Origin of the sequence: Actinotignum schaalii FB123-CNA-2 (assembly GCF_000411135.1) — a bacterium.
GTDB lineage: Bacteria > Actinomycetota > Actinomycetes > Actinomycetales > Actinomycetaceae > Actinotignum > Actinotignum schaalii_A.
This window is the reverse complement of the sequence record NZ_KE150262.1, coordinates 237,663-252,364: the sequence shown is the minus strand read 5'-3', so window position 1 is coordinate 252,364 and position 14,702 is coordinate 237,663. Positions and strand designations below refer to the sequence as shown.

Annotated in this window: 14 protein-coding genes; 8 read left to right on the top strand and 6 right to left on the bottom strand. The window is 60.1% G+C overall.

Annotated elements, in window-relative coordinates; translation table 11 throughout:
- Positions 1-6: 6 nt before the first annotated feature.
- The 7 genes from dnaK to HMPREF9237_RS01025 all read left to right on the top strand — a co-directional run bounded on the left by dnaK (position 7) and on the right by HMPREF9237_RS01025 (position 8,229).
- A complete protein-coding gene (gene dnaK, locus HMPREF9237_RS01055) occupies positions 7-1,884 on the top strand; it encodes a molecular chaperone DnaK (protein WP_016441862.1) in 1,878 nt (625 codons plus the stop codon).
- A complete protein-coding gene (locus tag HMPREF9237_RS01050) occupies positions 1,884-2,552 on the top strand; it encodes a nucleotide exchange factor GrpE (protein ID WP_016441861.1) in 669 nt (222 codons plus the stop codon). Before dnaK ends, HMPREF9237_RS01050 begins: the two co-directional genes overlap by 1 nt.
- Positions 2,553-2,698: 146 nt before the next feature.
- A complete protein-coding gene (locus tag HMPREF9237_RS01045) occupies positions 2,699-3,715 on the top strand; it encodes a DnaJ C-terminal domain-containing protein (protein ID WP_016441860.1) in 1,017 nt (338 codons plus the stop codon).
- Between the two features lie 143 nt (positions 3,716-3,858).
- Positions 3,859-4,545 (top strand): heat shock protein transcriptional repressor HspR, encoded by a 687-nt coding sequence (locus HMPREF9237_RS09840; RefSeq protein ID WP_016441859.1) that lies wholly within the window; start codon positions 3,859-3,861, stop codon positions 4,543-4,545.
- A 78-nt stretch (positions 4,546-4,623) separates the two neighbouring features.
- A complete protein-coding gene (locus HMPREF9237_RS01035; protein WP_016441858.1) occupies positions 4,624-6,513 on the top strand; it encodes an ABC transporter ATP-binding protein in 1,890 nt (629 codons plus the stop codon).
- A 199-nt stretch (positions 6,514-6,712) separates the two neighbouring features.
- Complete coding sequence (locus tag HMPREF9237_RS01030; RefSeq protein WP_155875759.1) at positions 6,713-7,915, top strand: ATP-binding protein; 1,203 nt, start codon at positions 6,713-6,715, stop codon at positions 7,913-7,915.
- Positions 7,916-8,034: 119 nt separating this feature from the next.
- A complete protein-coding gene (locus HMPREF9237_RS01025) occupies positions 8,035-8,229 on the top strand; it encodes a hypothetical protein (protein ID WP_016441856.1) in 195 nt (64 codons plus the stop codon).
- 79 nt (positions 8,230-8,308) lie between these two features.
- Here HMPREF9237_RS01025 and HMPREF9237_RS09870 read toward each other — a convergent pair whose 3' ends face one another.
- From HMPREF9237_RS09870 to HMPREF9237_RS00995, 6 genes are all read right to left on the bottom strand, one after another.
- Positions 8,309-8,626 (bottom strand): type II toxin-antitoxin system RelE/ParE family toxin, encoded by a 318-nt coding sequence (locus HMPREF9237_RS09870; RefSeq protein WP_016441855.1) that lies wholly within the window; start codon positions 8,624-8,626, stop codon positions 8,309-8,311.
- A complete protein-coding gene (locus tag HMPREF9237_RS01015; protein WP_016441854.1) occupies positions 8,623-8,928 on the bottom strand; it encodes a type II toxin-antitoxin system RelB/DinJ family antitoxin in 306 nt (101 codons plus the stop codon). The genes HMPREF9237_RS09870 and HMPREF9237_RS01015 overlap by 4 nt, the downstream gene beginning before the upstream one ends.
- 125 nt (positions 8,929-9,053) lie before the next feature.
- Entirely contained in the window at positions 9,054-10,127 is a 1,074-nt protein-coding gene (locus HMPREF9237_RS01010) for a methyltransferase domain-containing protein (protein WP_016441853.1), read from the bottom strand.
- Positions 10,128-10,184: 57 nt separating this feature from the next.
- Positions 10,185-10,982: a YaaA family protein gene (locus HMPREF9237_RS01005; RefSeq protein WP_016441852.1), complete on the bottom strand. Its 798-nt coding sequence runs from the start codon at positions 10,980-10,982 to the stop codon at positions 10,185-10,187.
- A 3-nt stretch (positions 10,983-10,985) separates the two neighbouring features.
- Positions 10,986-12,299 (bottom strand): alpha-amylase family glycosyl hydrolase, encoded by a 1,314-nt coding sequence (locus HMPREF9237_RS01000; RefSeq protein WP_016441851.1) that lies wholly within the window; start codon positions 12,297-12,299, stop codon positions 10,986-10,988.
- A 159-nt stretch (positions 12,300-12,458) separates the two neighbouring features.
- On the bottom strand, positions 12,459-13,130 hold the full coding sequence (locus HMPREF9237_RS00995) for a DUF4352 domain-containing protein (RefSeq protein ID WP_016441850.1): 672 nt from the start codon (positions 13,128-13,130) through the stop codon (positions 12,459-12,461).
- Positions 13,131-13,340: 210 nt separating this feature from the next.
- Between HMPREF9237_RS00995 and HMPREF9237_RS08740 the strand changes: the two genes are divergently transcribed.
- Entirely contained in the window at positions 13,341-14,699 is a 1,359-nt protein-coding gene (locus HMPREF9237_RS08740; protein ID WP_196800218.1) for a sensor histidine kinase, read from the top strand.
- Positions 14,700-14,702: the final 3 nt, after the last annotated feature.

Below are 14,702 nucleotides of genomic sequence, written 5' to 3'. Positions count from 1 at the left end.
GCAATCATGGCACGTGCAGTAGGTATTGACTTGGGAACAACCAACTCCGTGGTGGCCGTCCTCGAAGGCGGGGAACCCACGGTGATCGCGAATGCGGAAGGTGCGCGCACCACCCCGTCCGTCGTGGGCTTCTCTAAGAGCGGAGAAGTGCTCGTGGGTGAAGTGGCCAAGCGTCAGGCTGTCACCAATGTTGATCGCACGATTTCTTCCGTCAAGCGCCATATGGGTGATGACTGGAAGGTTGATATTGACGGTAAGGATTACAACGCGCAGCAGATCTCCGCGTTTATCCTCCAGAAGCTGAAGAAGGATGCGGAAGCCTATCTGGGCGATACCGTGACGGACGCGGTTATTACCGTGCCGGCCTACTTCAATGACGCGCAGCGCCAGGCCACCAAGGATGCCGGCACCATCGCCGGCCTGAATGTGCAGCGCATCGTCAACGAACCCACGGCCGCGGCGCTGGCCTACGGCCTGGAAAAGGGCAAGGAAGATGAAACAATTCTCGTCTTCGACCTGGGCGGCGGCACCTTTGACGTCTCCCTCCTGGAAGTGGGCAAGGATGAGGATGATTTCTCCTTCATCCAGGTGAAGGCCACCTCCGGGGATAACAAGCTCGGCGGGGATGATTGGGATCAGCGCATCGTCAACTGGCTGGTTGATCAGGTGAAGAACGCCTCGGGCGTGGATCTGTCCAAGGATAAGATCGCGCTGCAGCGCCTCAAGGAAGCCGCGGAAAAGGCGAAGATTGAGCTGTCTGCCGCAACCTCCACCCAGATTTCGCTGCCCTACATCTCGATGAGTGAATCCGGGCCGATCCACGTGGATGAAACCCTCAGCCGCGCCAAGTTTGAGGATATGACCAAGGATCTGCTGGATCGCACCAAGACCCCGTTCATGAACGTGATTCGCGATGCTGGTATCCAGATTTCCGATATTGACCACGTGGTGCTGGTGGGTGGATCCACCCGTATGCCGGCCGTGACCGAAGTGGTCAAGGAACTCACCAACGGGCGCGAACCCAATAAGGGCGTCAACCCTGATGAGGTTGTGGCCGTGGGCGCGGCGCTGCAATCCGGTGTGATTACCGGGGACCGCAAGGATGTTTTGCTTATCGATGTGACCCCGCTGTCCCTCGGTATTGAAACCAAGGGCGGGGTGATGACCAAGCTCATCCAGCGCAATACCGCTATCCCCACCAAGCACTCGGAAACCTTCTCCACCGCGGAAGATAACCAGCCTTCGGTATCCATTCAGGTGTTCCAGGGTGAACGTGAGTTCACGCGCGATAACAAGCCGCTGGGAACCTTCGATCTGACCGGGATCGCGCCGGCTCCGTCCGGGGTGCCGCAGATTGAGGTCACTTTCGATATCGACGCCAACGGCATCGTGCACGTGTCCGCGCGCGATAAGTCCACCGGCAAGGAACAGTCCATGACCATTACCGGCGGTTCGGCCCTTTCCGAAGAGGAAATCAACCGCATGGTCAAGGAAGCTGAGGAACACGCCGCGGAAGACGCCAAGGCCAAGGAAGAAACCGATACCCGCAACCAGGCTGAGCAGACCGCGTACTCCATTGAGCGTTTGATCAAGGACAATAAGGACAAGCTCACCGATGCCACCGTCACCGAAGTGGAGGAGGCTATCGCCAAGGTGCGCGAAACCCTCAAGGGCACCGGCAATGTGGAGGACGTCAAGAGCGCCCTGGCCGAACTCAACGAGAAATCGCAGAAGATCGGGCAGGAAATTTACGCGCAGGCCCAGGCCGCTGAACAGAATGGCGGCGCGAATGCTTCCGGTGCCGCAGGTGGTTCCGGCGCGGCCGGTTCTTCTGAGGACAATATCGTCGACGCCGAAGTCGTGGACGATGAGGAGAATAAGTAATGAGTGAGGACGATCTGAATCGCAACGGTCCGGAAAACGCGGGGGAGCCTGGCGTCGGGGAAAGTGCAGGTGCCGGTAACGGTGCGGGTGCTGTTTCCGGGAACGACGACGCAGCTGCGGCCGCGGCCTCACCGGGCAACGCGGGTGAAGCTGGCGCGGGCACGGCTCAGGAACCCGAGTCGGGCGCGGGCGATGCCGAGGCAGTCGCGGCTGATCCGCTCAGTGAAGCAATGGCCACTATCAGCACCTTGGAGGATCAGCTCAAACGGGCCCAAGCCTCGCTCTACAACACCGAGACGGAGTACACGAATTACGTGCGCCGCTCCAAGCAGGAAGCTGGAGCGCACCGTGATTCGGGCACTCTCAAGGTGATTGAGGCCTTGCTTCCGGTTCTTGATGATGTGGAGCTGGCACGCCAGCACGGGGACCTGGAAGGGCCCACCGGCCTCATCGCGGAGAAAGTGGAGCAGATCCTCTTCTCCACTTTCAAGGTGGCCCGCTTCGGGGCGGTTGGTGACGAATTCGATCCGGAGTACCACGAGGCACTCATGAATCGCTCCTCGGCTGACGCTACCTCGCAAACTATCGAGACGCTTATCCAACCCGGATACACCGTGGCGGATAAGGTGCTCCGCCCGGCCCGGGTAGGAGTGGTCTCGCCGGAATAACACGGGTTGGTTGGCGCGGGTCGGCTCCGCATATGCGGCCGGCCCGCGCGGCACCTACCCGCGCTTAGGAATCAACAAGGCAAGTACGGAGTACACACTAATTTCACCGAGCATACTCAGCACGATAAGAAAGGGGAGGTGAGCATATGGCAGGGGCAAGCCAAGATTGGCTCGATAAGGATTTCTACCAGGAACTCGGCGTGAAAAAAGACGCCACCCAGGAGGATATTAAAAAGGCTTACCGGAAGCTATCCCGCCGTTACCACCCCGATCGGAATGGCGGTTCGAAGGACGCCGAAGAAAAGTTCAAGAGAGTGGGGGAGGCCTACCAGGTTCTCTCTAACCCCGAGGATCGTAAACAATACGATGCGATCCGGGCGCTCGGGGCAGGTGGGCCCCGCTTCCGGGCCGGCGGGCAAGGCAGCGGCGGTTTTGAGGACATCTTCTCGATGTTCTCCGGCGGCCGCGGCGGAACCTACCATGCCTCATCCTCCACGGGCGGTGCCCGCGGGGGTAGCTTCGGTGGTAATTTCGAGGATGTCCTAGGCGGACTTTTCGGGGGCGGCCAGGGAGGCGGCGGCTTTTCCGGCTTCGGCTCCCAGCGTCGGCCCCAGAAGGGTGCGGATATGACCGCCACGGTCTCGCTCCCGCTTCGGCAGGCTGTGGACGGTGCTACCGTGAAAATCCAGACCGCCTCCGGCAAGTCCGTGACCGCGAAAGTCCCGGCCGGGGTGGGCGACGGCCAGAAAATTCGGATCGCCGGGAAAGGCCATCCGGGCCTCAACGGCGGGCCGGCCGGCGATATTATTGTCACTGTCCACGTGGAACCCCACCCGGTTTTCGAGATGCAGGGCAAGGACGTGTACGTCAATGTCCCGATATCTTTCCCGGAAGCAGCTCTCGGGGCTACCGTAGAAGTACCAACGCTGGCAGGTAAGACCGTTCGGGTGAAAATTCCGGCCGGTTCCTCCACGGATAAAATTCTGCGGGTACGCGGCAAGGGCCTCACGGTCAAGGGATCAGCCGGGGATATGTACGTGCGTCTCAAGGTCGTGGTTCCTACCCGGCTCTCGGATGATGCCCGTAAAACCGTGGAACTGTTCGCCAAAGCCACGGATGATGCCGATCCGCGGGCGGATTTCATCCGCATGGCGAAGGTCTAGGCGAGCTGCTAGCGAAGCTCATGTGAACGGAAAACCAAGCTAGCGCGAAGCGCTAACGAAGTGGCACGAGGAACGAAAAACCCGGTTAGCCCGGCCCTGCGCGGGGCCGGGCCCGGAACCCCAACAAAGGAGGTTGAGGAGGTATGGCGAATCGACGCGCACCGTTACTCACGGTGTCAGTAGCGGCCGAACTAGCGGGCATGCACGCCCAGACGCTGCGCCAATATGACCGCCTGGGGCTGGTGTCCGCCCGGCGCACCCGCGGAGGCGGGCGGCGCTATTCCCTGGAGGATGTGGAACGCCTCCAAGAAATTCAACGCATGTCCCAGGAGGACGGCATCAACCTGGCCGGCATCGCCCGCATCCTCCAGATGCAAGAGCGCATTGACCAGCTCACCCGCTCCCTCCAGCACGCCGAACAAGAACTCGCGGCAGAACGGGAACGCGCCAACGAACGGCGCGCCCATGCTCGCCGGATTTTCGCTGCCGGAGCGGATGGCGACGTCGTTCTTACCCGCGGTCATAAAGACCTACGCGAATATCTGCGCCACCAAGCCGCGCAGCGCCTCGCGCAATTACGCGCCCAAGAAGGTGCCGGGCCTTCCCGCGCGGGTGGTGCAGGAAGTTCGGCGGCAAGCGCCGCAGCCGGTGCCGCGCGCCACCCCGGCTCCGAACTGACGCGCTACCAACCCCACACCCTGGATCTACTCCTCGCCGCGCTCGCGGTGCAGATGGATTGGGACCGCAATCGCGAGCACAACCGCTCCCTCAACCACGAACGCAGTAGCAACCGCAACCACGCACGTGACCGCGAGCTTGACCGCGCCTAGGAACGCGACTATGACTTCCAGCGCGGCGCGGCACGCGAACGGCCCGGGAACAGCGCGCAGTACTGCTAGGGTCACTATGTGCACGCACTGCTAAGAATTTTTCGTTTCACCTCCGCGCTGTCCCGCTACTACGTGGCGGTGGCCCTCGCATCCATCCTCGTGACCGCCGGAACCATTATTGTTCCCTTCGTGCTCGGCACCGCCACCGATACCGCGGTCGCAGCCGTGAGCGGCAGTCTCGACGTTGATGTGGCAGTGCGGCGGGTCATCCTACTGGCTGGAGCTTTCCTCGCCATCGATTTTTTCTCCACCACCATCGACTCGCTGGGCGGATACGCCGGCGACCTCATGAGCCAAAAAATGCGCTCCATCCTCTCCATGCGCTACTTCGATAAACTCCTCACCCTCCCGCAAGATTATTTCGACCGCGAACTCACCGGCACCATCACCTCACGCCTCAACCGCTCCATTATGGAGGTCACGAATTTCGTCAAGAACTTCGCAAACTCCTTCTTCACCACGCTGCTCACGATTATTGCCGTCCTTATTATTTCCTTTATTTATTCCCCGCTGCTCTGCCTCCTCCTGCTTATTATTTTCCCGATCTACATGTGGCTGACCGCTCTCACCTCGCGGCGCTGGCAAGGTCTGGAAGCGCAGAAAAACGAAGATATCGACGTGGCCGGCGGGCGTTTCAACGAAGTAATCGGCCAGATCCGCGTGGTCAAATCCTTCACCCGCGAACGCGGCGAACTCGCGCATTTTGCCCGCCACTACGAGCACGCCGAGCACCTCACCGCCAACCAATCCCGTCACTGGCACACCATGGACTTCCTGCGCCGCATGGTTATGGCCATTATTTTCTTCGCGATTTACGCCATTATTTTCCTGCGCACCGCCCGCGGCCAATTCTCCGTGGGCGACATGGTTATCCTGGTGCAGCTCGTGGGGATGGCACGCCGTCCGGTCATGTCCATGAGTTGGATGGTGGACACCACCCAGCACGCCATCGCCGGCTCGCGCGATTACTTCGAGGTCATGGAACTCACCGAAACCGAACGCGGCCAGCGCCCCGTATTGACCGGCGGCACGACTCTTCCTGGCGGCACTGCCGTTACTCCTAACGACGACGCCGCACCGGCCCGCCCACTTACGGCCCGCGCGCCGCACCAGAACGTGGTGGAGATTGACCCTGAAATACCGGCGATTCGTTTCGAGAACGTTACTTTTGGATACGGAACAGATCCGGATGTTTTGCGCGATGTTAGTTTCGCTATCGAGCCGGGGGAACGGGTCGCTTTCGTTTCTGAATCCGGGGGTGGGAAAACCACGCTGACCTCGCTTCTTCTGGGGCTATACGAACCGCGAGCCGGGCATATTGAGCTTTTCGGCAACGAAATTGCGGGTCTGCCACTTCAGCAGGTTCGGGCCGCCATCGGGGTAGTTTTCCAGGACCCGGCGCTTTTCTCCGGAACAATTCGGGAAAATATTGCTTATGGGCGCCCGGATGCTACTGAAGAAGAAATCCTCGATGCTGCGACCCGCGCCCACGCGGATCGTTTTATTCGCCGTTTTGCCCAGGGGTATGACACCGTCATCGGGGAGCGCGGACTCAAGCTTTCCGGTGGGCAACGCCAGCGCATCGCGGTGGCTCGCGCGATGCTCAAAGCTGCCCCGGTTTTGGTACTGGACGAAGCTACTTCCGCGCTGGATACTCGCTCCGAGCGGTGGGTGCAGGCTGGGCTGGAAGAACTCATGAAAGATCGCACCTCGATTATTATCGCGCACCGGCTCTCAACCATCGCCAGCGTGGACCGCATTATTACTCTGAGAGCCGGGCGTATTGATGAGGTAGGTAGCCCGGCCGAGCTTGCCGAGTCCGGCGGTATCTACGCCGAGCTGCTCGCTTTGCAGAATGACAACTCCGCGCGCGCCCAGCGTCACCTCAAGCGCTACGGCTTGCGGTAGGGGGGTAAGCCGGGGGGGGAGCCATGTGTAACCGCGCCGGTCTCCGATAGTGGCGCGGTTGGGGTTTTCCGTTGCTATTGTGCCGATTTGCGAGTTCCTACTGCAATGATTTGGACGATTCTACTGCAATGATTTGGTCGGTCCTACTGCAATGATCTGGTGGGGTCTGGTGCAGATATGCGGTGGCTCTACTATCGCAATGAAGGGAGAGGGTGGCACGGTGATTCCTCGCAGCGCGAGTGGTTATATTGCACAATTGGCGCAGTGGTTTCCGGTGGTTTTCGTTACCGGCCCGCGCCAGAGCGGGAAATCAACCCTGGTTCGGACGGCTTTTCCCACGTATGAATACGTCAACCTCGAAAATCCGAATCTCCGTGCGGCAGCTACCCAGGATCCAGTTGGTTTTCTTGCCGCGCACCCCGCGCCGCTTATCGTTGATGAGGCGCAATATGCTCCGGATCTTTTTTCTACCATTCAGGTGCGATCAGACGAGCGTGGTGAGGCGGGGCAGTACATTTTGACCGGTTCACAAAACTTTTCGCTGCTGCGGAGCATTCGCCAATCCTTGGCCGGCAGGGTTGGAATGCTTCAGCTACTCCCCTTGAGCTGGCAAGAACTTCAAGCACTTGATCCTGTGCCCACACTCAGTGAAGCGCAAGTTGCCGGAGGATATCCGCGTATTTATGGCGCTGGTATTCCGGCCCACGTTTTTATGCCTAATTACGTGCGGACTTACCTTGAAAGAGATGTCGCGGATTATCTCGGTGTCCGAAATATTGACGCATTCCGTGCTTTCTTGCGATTGTGTGCAGAGTCGAGCGGAAGCCTCATTAACTACAGTGGCTTGGCGCGCGCTATCAGCTCCACCTATCGGACCGTCAAAGAGTGGGCATCGATTCTCAACTCCTCTTACATCACGTTTACGCTGCAGCCGTATATGTCCAGCGGTGCGAAACGAGTGACGAAGACTCCGAAGCTGTACTTTTACGATTCGGGTTTGCTGTGCCATCTTCTGGGGATCCCAAGTGCTGCTGAACTTCTCACCCATCCGAAACGCGGGGCGGTATTCGAGAATTTTGTGATCGCGGAGATGCGGAAACAATATCTCCACACGGGAACGGAACCGGAGCTCTATTTTTATCGTGATGACTCCAAGCGCGAGGTTGATCTCCTTGATCTCACTGTGCGCAGTAACCCGCGCATTTTTGAGATTAAATCCTCGATGACGATGCGCGATAAATTCGGTCATCAGCTTTCCCAGATCGGTGACTTCCTGGGAATCCCGGCCGAAAATCGCGCGGTTATCTACCAGGGGGAGGAATCGTACCAAGGGAAAAACTTTGCAGCCCAGTCGGCCGCGCACCTGCTCGCTACCTATCCGCAACCTGCCTCGGGTGCTTAACTCCCGTAGTGCGATCCTTGTTGTGCCCGGTCAGTAGGTGGCAGTGTGGTTGTGAATCAATTCTGAGGCGTTATGATGGCAATCACGACGCTGTAAGCGACGGTCGAAAAGGAGGCTTTATGTCGAGTGCCAAGGGTGTACCCGCGGATGTGTCGGTGGATTTTCGGATGTCGGTTGAACCAGTTGCCTTAGGTAATCTGTCGCAAGAAGAACTGACCGTAGAGCTGCAAAAAGGAATTGACTCTCTCGCGAGCGGAAAATCATATAGTGCAGATGAAGTAGACCGGCTCCTTAAAGACGCATATGGGGCATGAAGTTCTGCAAGGTAGCTTATTCTTGGCAAGCTGGTCTCGTTAGGAGAATCCAGTATTGCATATGATGTGGAAGCGTATTTTAGTTCGCAAATGCGCTTTCGATATTCCTTTTAGCGTACAGTACTCTCGAAATAAGAACTTCTTTGACCGATTCCTGCGTGAAGTAAAAAATAAGGTAATTATCACATGATTTAATGCGGAGTCCACGGCTTCTGTATGGTTCAAAGTTAGCGAGCCTATGCCGCTTCGGGAAGTTGTTAAGGCCTTTTATCGCCATTTTGATTCTACTTATTTGCCTCTGTGCGGTTTGGGGAGACCGAAGATTGAATGCGATATAGGCATAGATGGACCGTAGGTCTTCCTTTGCTTCTCGTGAAATAACTACGGCATAGCTCATGCATTAAATTCCTTGTCCAAGGCTTCAAATACCTCGTCTGCCGGTTCGGTATCTCCGGACAGGATTGACTGGTAGCCTTTGTCCAATTCGAGCATCAATTCATCTCGAGTCAGCGCGCTGATATCGATCGGTTTTCTATAAGAGAGCTTTGCGTCAAAGGGGAGCCCTTGCTGCTGAATAATCTGCTTGTAAAACATGGTAATAGCACTCGACGGCGGGAGTCCCAAAGAATTAAGAATGTACTCTGCTTGCTCCTTGACATCGGGCTCGATGCGGACGTAGAGATTAGCTGTCTTGGCCATAAAACACTCCTCCTATAGAAGAGTATGCGCTTATGTATTGGCATGTGCAAGTGGGCGTTATCGGGAACTGGCGGTGTAATTTGGCCAGTGCGACTCTCAGCGCTTAGCGCTTGGTGCGGCCCAGCCTAATCCACCCGCTCGGCCAGCACCATGCATTCCATGTGCGCAGTTTGCGGGAACATGTCCATGAGGCGTGCTTCGTGCACGGCAAAGCTATCCAGTAGCTGCAAGTCCTTGGCCAGCGTGGTGGGATTGCACGATGAATAGATGAGCCAGCGCGGGGGATTCGCCGCAATCCACTCGGTGAGATCTGTCAGGCCGCGTCGCGGTGGATTGACGATGAGCAGATCGGGTGTGCCGCCGAGCTTGCCGGCGGCACGTGCGGCGTCGCCAGCAAAAAACTGCGCGGAACTGCCGGCGTTCGCGGCAGCGCGGCGCGCGGAATCCACCGCAGCCTCGGAAATCTCCACGCCGGTCACGCGCCGCCCCGGGCCGGCCACATGCAGTGCGAAACCACCCACCCCGCAATACAAGTCCCATACCGTGCGCACCCCGTCCAAACCGGCGGCCCACGCGCGCGCCTGTGCGTACATCGCCCGGGCAATCGTAGTATTTGTCTGGAAAAAGGAACGCGGGGTGAGGTAAAGCGTCACTGCGCCGAGCGGGAAAGGCAGCGTATCCTCCCGGGTCAGCACCATCTCCTCCTCACCCTCCACGAGGGCGGCACGCTGCGGCAGCAAATTAACAGAAATAACCCGAGCGTTTGGGAGCTGCGCGCGCAGCCAGGCCACATGCTTGCGAATCCGTACCACCGACTCGGTCGAGCGCAGCACAAAACGTAGCAGCAGCTCACCGCTCGGCGCCGCGGTGATGAGAATATTTTTGAGTTCCCCGCGCCCGCTTGGCACGTCGAAAGGCGTGAGCCGCGCCCGCCCGATGAACTCGGTCAGCGCCGGGAGCGCCGCGGTAATGGGCTCTTCGTAGAGTCCGCATGCGCGCAGGTCCACCCCGCGCATGTCCCGATCTAAAATTCCCAGCGTCGGTGCCTGCGCGCTTCCACCCACGGCGAGCTTTGCTTTATTACGAAAATGCGATTCCGGGGAGAGTGCAGGCGGCAGCCACGCCGGCGCGAAAGGCGCCAGTAATTCGGCGAGGCGTTCCTCCTTGTCCGCCACCTGAGCGGGGTAGGCCTCACCCATCCGGGTACACGAACGGCAGGTCCCCGCCTCAAAATACGAACAGCGCACGGTCCCAGCTTAGTGGGCGCGCCCCGTATCCACGGTCTCCACCACCGCGAGCTCGCGCACTCCGCGCCGCGCCGGCCCTAATTCCACCCCGGTGATCACCCCTGCCGCGGTTTCCTTGCCCACCAATTGCTGGCACAATTCCGCTAATTCTTCGGCTTCGCGCGGCGGGGTAGCGGCCAGGAGCGCCAGGCGCGCCACCCGCCCGCGGAAATATTTCGCGGCGTGTGAGATCGTGCGGGACGTTGTGCCCGTGATGCGGGTCGCGGTTATTTTTACGACGTCGCAGCTAGCCGGCACCTTCCACCCCGCGTAGGCACCGGATCTCGCGTCAATGACCAATCCGGAGGCTCGGCTATTGAGAACCGGCCACAGGGGTGCCCAGCGGGCCGAAATTTTCGCGCCACCCAGCTCCACGTTCATTCCCAATCGGTAGGAAGGGATGAGGTCAAGTGGCGAGGTGGCCCCGAAAAGTCCCGAGAAAATCAGGGTGTGCTCCCCGGCGCGGGTGAGCTGAGCGGCCGAGAAGCTTCCCATATCGAGGGCCTGGTAGAGCACCCCGGTATATACCTGCCAGGCCGGAGCACAGGGTTGCTCGCGCAACGTGATCTGCGTGGCGACCTCATCGGCAATACTCGGACCCACCCCGAGGATTTCGAGGGCATCCGGGCGGCGGGATACGTCTTCCAGCTCCGCCACCAGCTCGGTGCGCACGGCCGTGAATTCCGGGATGTTCAGGGCGCTCAGGTCAAGGGCGGGGCCGCTGGCCGGCGCGGTTTTCCCTTCCGAAGGAGGTAGGAGGATAAGCACTGTTTACTCCCCGCTTTCTGCGCCCGCGTGCCAGGAAAAGAGTTCAACGTCGCCTCCGGCAGGATCAACGCCAATGACACGAGCGCTCGGGTGCGGCTCGAGTTCGAGGCGCACCCGCAGCTCGGCAGGCTGGCCAGAGTCCCCTTGCGCGGCAGAGCCCGCGCTGGCTGGAGCTGCGTCGTCGTGCTCACGCTCCCAAACGCGGTACTCGATCCAGGTATTATCCTTGCCCGTAACCTCGAGGCGGGCGCGGGTGAGCCACGGGTGGGTGCGGCGCAGCGCGATGAGGGCGCGGTAAGCGTCGTACATCCCGGAACCGAGGTTGGAGAGCTGTTCGGGGCGTTCGGGTAGGTGCGGGCGCAGTTGGTCGTCGGCAGAAAAGCCCTCGAGTTTGGTTCCGGTGAAGCCCTGTTCGTCCCCGTAATAAATCGAGGGCATCCCGGGAACGGTGAAGAGCACCGCGGCGGCCAGCACCGCCCCGGCCGGGCCCACCGCCGTGGCGATGCGTTCCACGTCGTGATTGCCGATAAACGTATTGGGGATGAAATGTTCGCAGAATTGCGCGTGCCGCCCGAGATTCCAGTCCAACTCCCAGAAATTACGCGAGGCAATCGACTGGCGGATCGAGGCCCAGAGCTCGTACTGGGTGAGGGTATCCACGCTGGACCGCGCCACAAAATCGGGGTAATCACCGTGGATAACTTCGCCTAGGAACAGCGCTTCGGGGAAGCGCTCGCGGACTTTCCCGAGCACCTCGGCCCAAAAATCGGTCGGGACCGCGTAGGCTACGTCCAGGCGCCAGCCGTCAATACCGCGCTCCAGCCAGAATTCCATGACCTTGCGGACCAGCGTACGCACCCGCGGCGAAGAATGATCGAGGGTAATGAGATCCCCGTGGCCTTCCCAGGTGTGGAAATCGCCGTTCTCGGTGCGTAGGCCAAGCTCTTCCAGCTGCGGATGGGAGCGGGAAATATGGTTGAAGACACCGTCGAAAAGCACCCGGATGCCGCGGCGGTGTGCTTCCTCAATAAGGTGGGTGATATCCGCGTTATCGCCCAGGCGCGGATCGAGGCGGAAATGATCGAGAGTGTCATAGCCGTGGGAAACAGAAGCGAAAATCGGGGTGAGGAGCAGGCCATTAGCGCCGAGCTCAATAAGATAATCCAGCCACGGATCCAGAGCCCGTAAGCGGTGTTCACCCGGATTGGCTGCGGAAAGCTCCCCGGACGCGGTCAGGGGTGTGTGTCCCTCGCGAATGGGCGCCCCGCAGGCTCCTAAGGCAAAAACCTGCCACCAGATAGTGTCGAGCTGTGCCATAGCTGAGAGCCGCCTTCCTTCGCTTGGTTGCTTGTTCGCTTGTTCGCCGCTACGAGCGCCGCCGCGGAGCCCACTCAGCTGGGTGAATGCGCCGCGGCCCCTCGCTCGATTCTAGAGCGAAGGGCCGCGAAGATAAACGCCAAGCGAAGTAAGCAGCGTTTACTGCAAGGTGATGGTGGCCTTATGTGTCCACCCGGTCGCCAGTTCCAGCTTGGCCGGAACCGCATCGGCCGGCACATCGTAGAGCAGCTTACCCGTCACGGTATTCCCCGGATTGACCTTCTCGTAAATCATCGACGCATCGCCCAGGTACAAGGAGTCCCCGGAAACCGAATGCTGGCGCCCCTCGGTATCCACGAGCTTCTGCTCCGATTCCGCGAAGCCGGCCGCTTCCTTCCCGGTATTCTTCACGGTCACATCCACGATGACGTACTGACCCGTGGCATCCTTGCCCAGCACATCATTGCCGATATGGCTCACGCCCTTTTCCACATTCGTCACGGTCACTTCAAAATCACCGAGAATGACCGGGGTGCCGATGCCCACGGTTGCGTCGTCGTTCTTATCTTTCTTATCGCCCTTATCGCCCTCAGCTTCGGCACCCGCCTTATCCGCGCTTTCCGCAGCGTTCCCGGATGCCGCGCTATCGGCAGCCTGGGAGCTGGACGTAGCGGCGGGCTTGCCGTCGGATTGCTTGGACATCGCGGTGCCGACAATCGCGAGCACCACAATAACGAGGAGCGCGGTGAGGAGCTTATGGCGCGCAAACCAATTCTTCTTCTGTTCCGGAGCGGGTACTGCGCCGTACACCGGCGGCGTGGATGCTGACATGCGAGAACCTTTCTGTATCTATAGCGGTGGGCGCCGCTCCGGCCCAGCAATAAGACCGCGGCCGGAGTCGCTCACGTATCGTCTCCAGGGTAGAAGGGCCGCATGGCGGGCACATCCTCCACCTGGGCAGACCCGCCTCATCCCTTCGGGTGGCATCCGCGGGCCGAACGGCGGTTCTGGAGCGTGCGGATGCGCCGTACAATCACAGGCATGACAGATCACGCGCCGAAGAATCGCAGCGGTGCGGCGGCGCGTGCAGGCCAGAATCCGGCGCGCCGGCGCGGGCTCGCCGCCATTCCCTTCTATCTCAAAACTGCCGCCATATATATCGTCATGGTGGTGGGCGTCGGCTACCAGATTGAACGCGCAAAGATTCGCGCGCTGCCTGGCTGGCTCGGCACCCTCGACGAAGTCGGGATCTTCGTATCGATGTGCTGCTGCATTATGGCGGGCGTGTGGGTGGCGCGCCGGGAACGCTATCCGCGCCGCGCGCTCGCGGTTGCGGCCGTGTGTTCCACTTTGGGTGCGATCGGACCGGTGGTCGGGTTTTTGCTGCCGCGCTATCTTGCGGGGGCCCGTGCCCAGGGGCGACGACGCCGCGCCCTGGGCGTTTGCGCCATGTACGCCCTCATTACTGCCTGGCAATTCGCCCGCGAACTGACCGGGAAAGATTACAACTCTTCCTGGGTGATGGGTTTCCTCAACCACCAGAATCCGCTGGATGATTTCCCGAATAATATCGTGCCGCTCCTGGTGCTCTACGCGGTGGCGGTGCTTCTCCCTATCGGCTGGGGGCTGTGGCGCAGTGCCACCGCGGAACTCCAAGAAACCCATGATCGACTGGAATCCACCAGCGAGGAACTCGAAGCTTCGACCGCTGCCTCCGAAGAGCTAGAAACCCAGCTCACCCGCAAAGAGGAACGCGATGCCTTGGCTCGGGAAATTCACGATTCCATCGGATCCCAGCTGGCCATTATGAGCCTGCAGGCCGGCTCCTTGGAATTGCTCGCGCGCGGGGATGCCGATTTAGAAGAGGCGGCTCGGTCGCTGCGGGAGTCCTCTCGGCAAGCCACTGATGATTTGCGTTCTCTGGTCCGGGTCATGCGCGATCCGAGTTCCTCGGCCTACCGCCCGCCGCGTTCGCTGACCGAATTAGCCGATCATATTGATAAGGTGCTGGCGGCCGGGCATCCCGTCGTCGCCAATGTTTTTATTACGGATGCGGAACGTGCCCCGGCCGCGCTCACCACGGCCTGCTACCGCATCGTCCAGGAACTGCTCACCAACGCGGTGAAATACGCGCCGGAGGAAACCACCCGGGTGCGGGTGAGCGGCGGCCCCGAGCAGGGCCTCGATATTGCGGTGCGCAATGCCATGCCTGCCGCGCATGAAAGTGAGCCGGGCGAAAGCTCCCACGGGACAGGATCGGGATTACGCGGGGTGCAGGCGCGGGCCCAGGCCCTGGGGGGACGCGCCAGCTTCAGCACCGCGGGCGGTGTTTTCGCAGTTGATGTGCACCTTCCCTGGGACGGGAGTGCCCGGGGTGGCAATCCTGGAATGGTAAAATAGCGC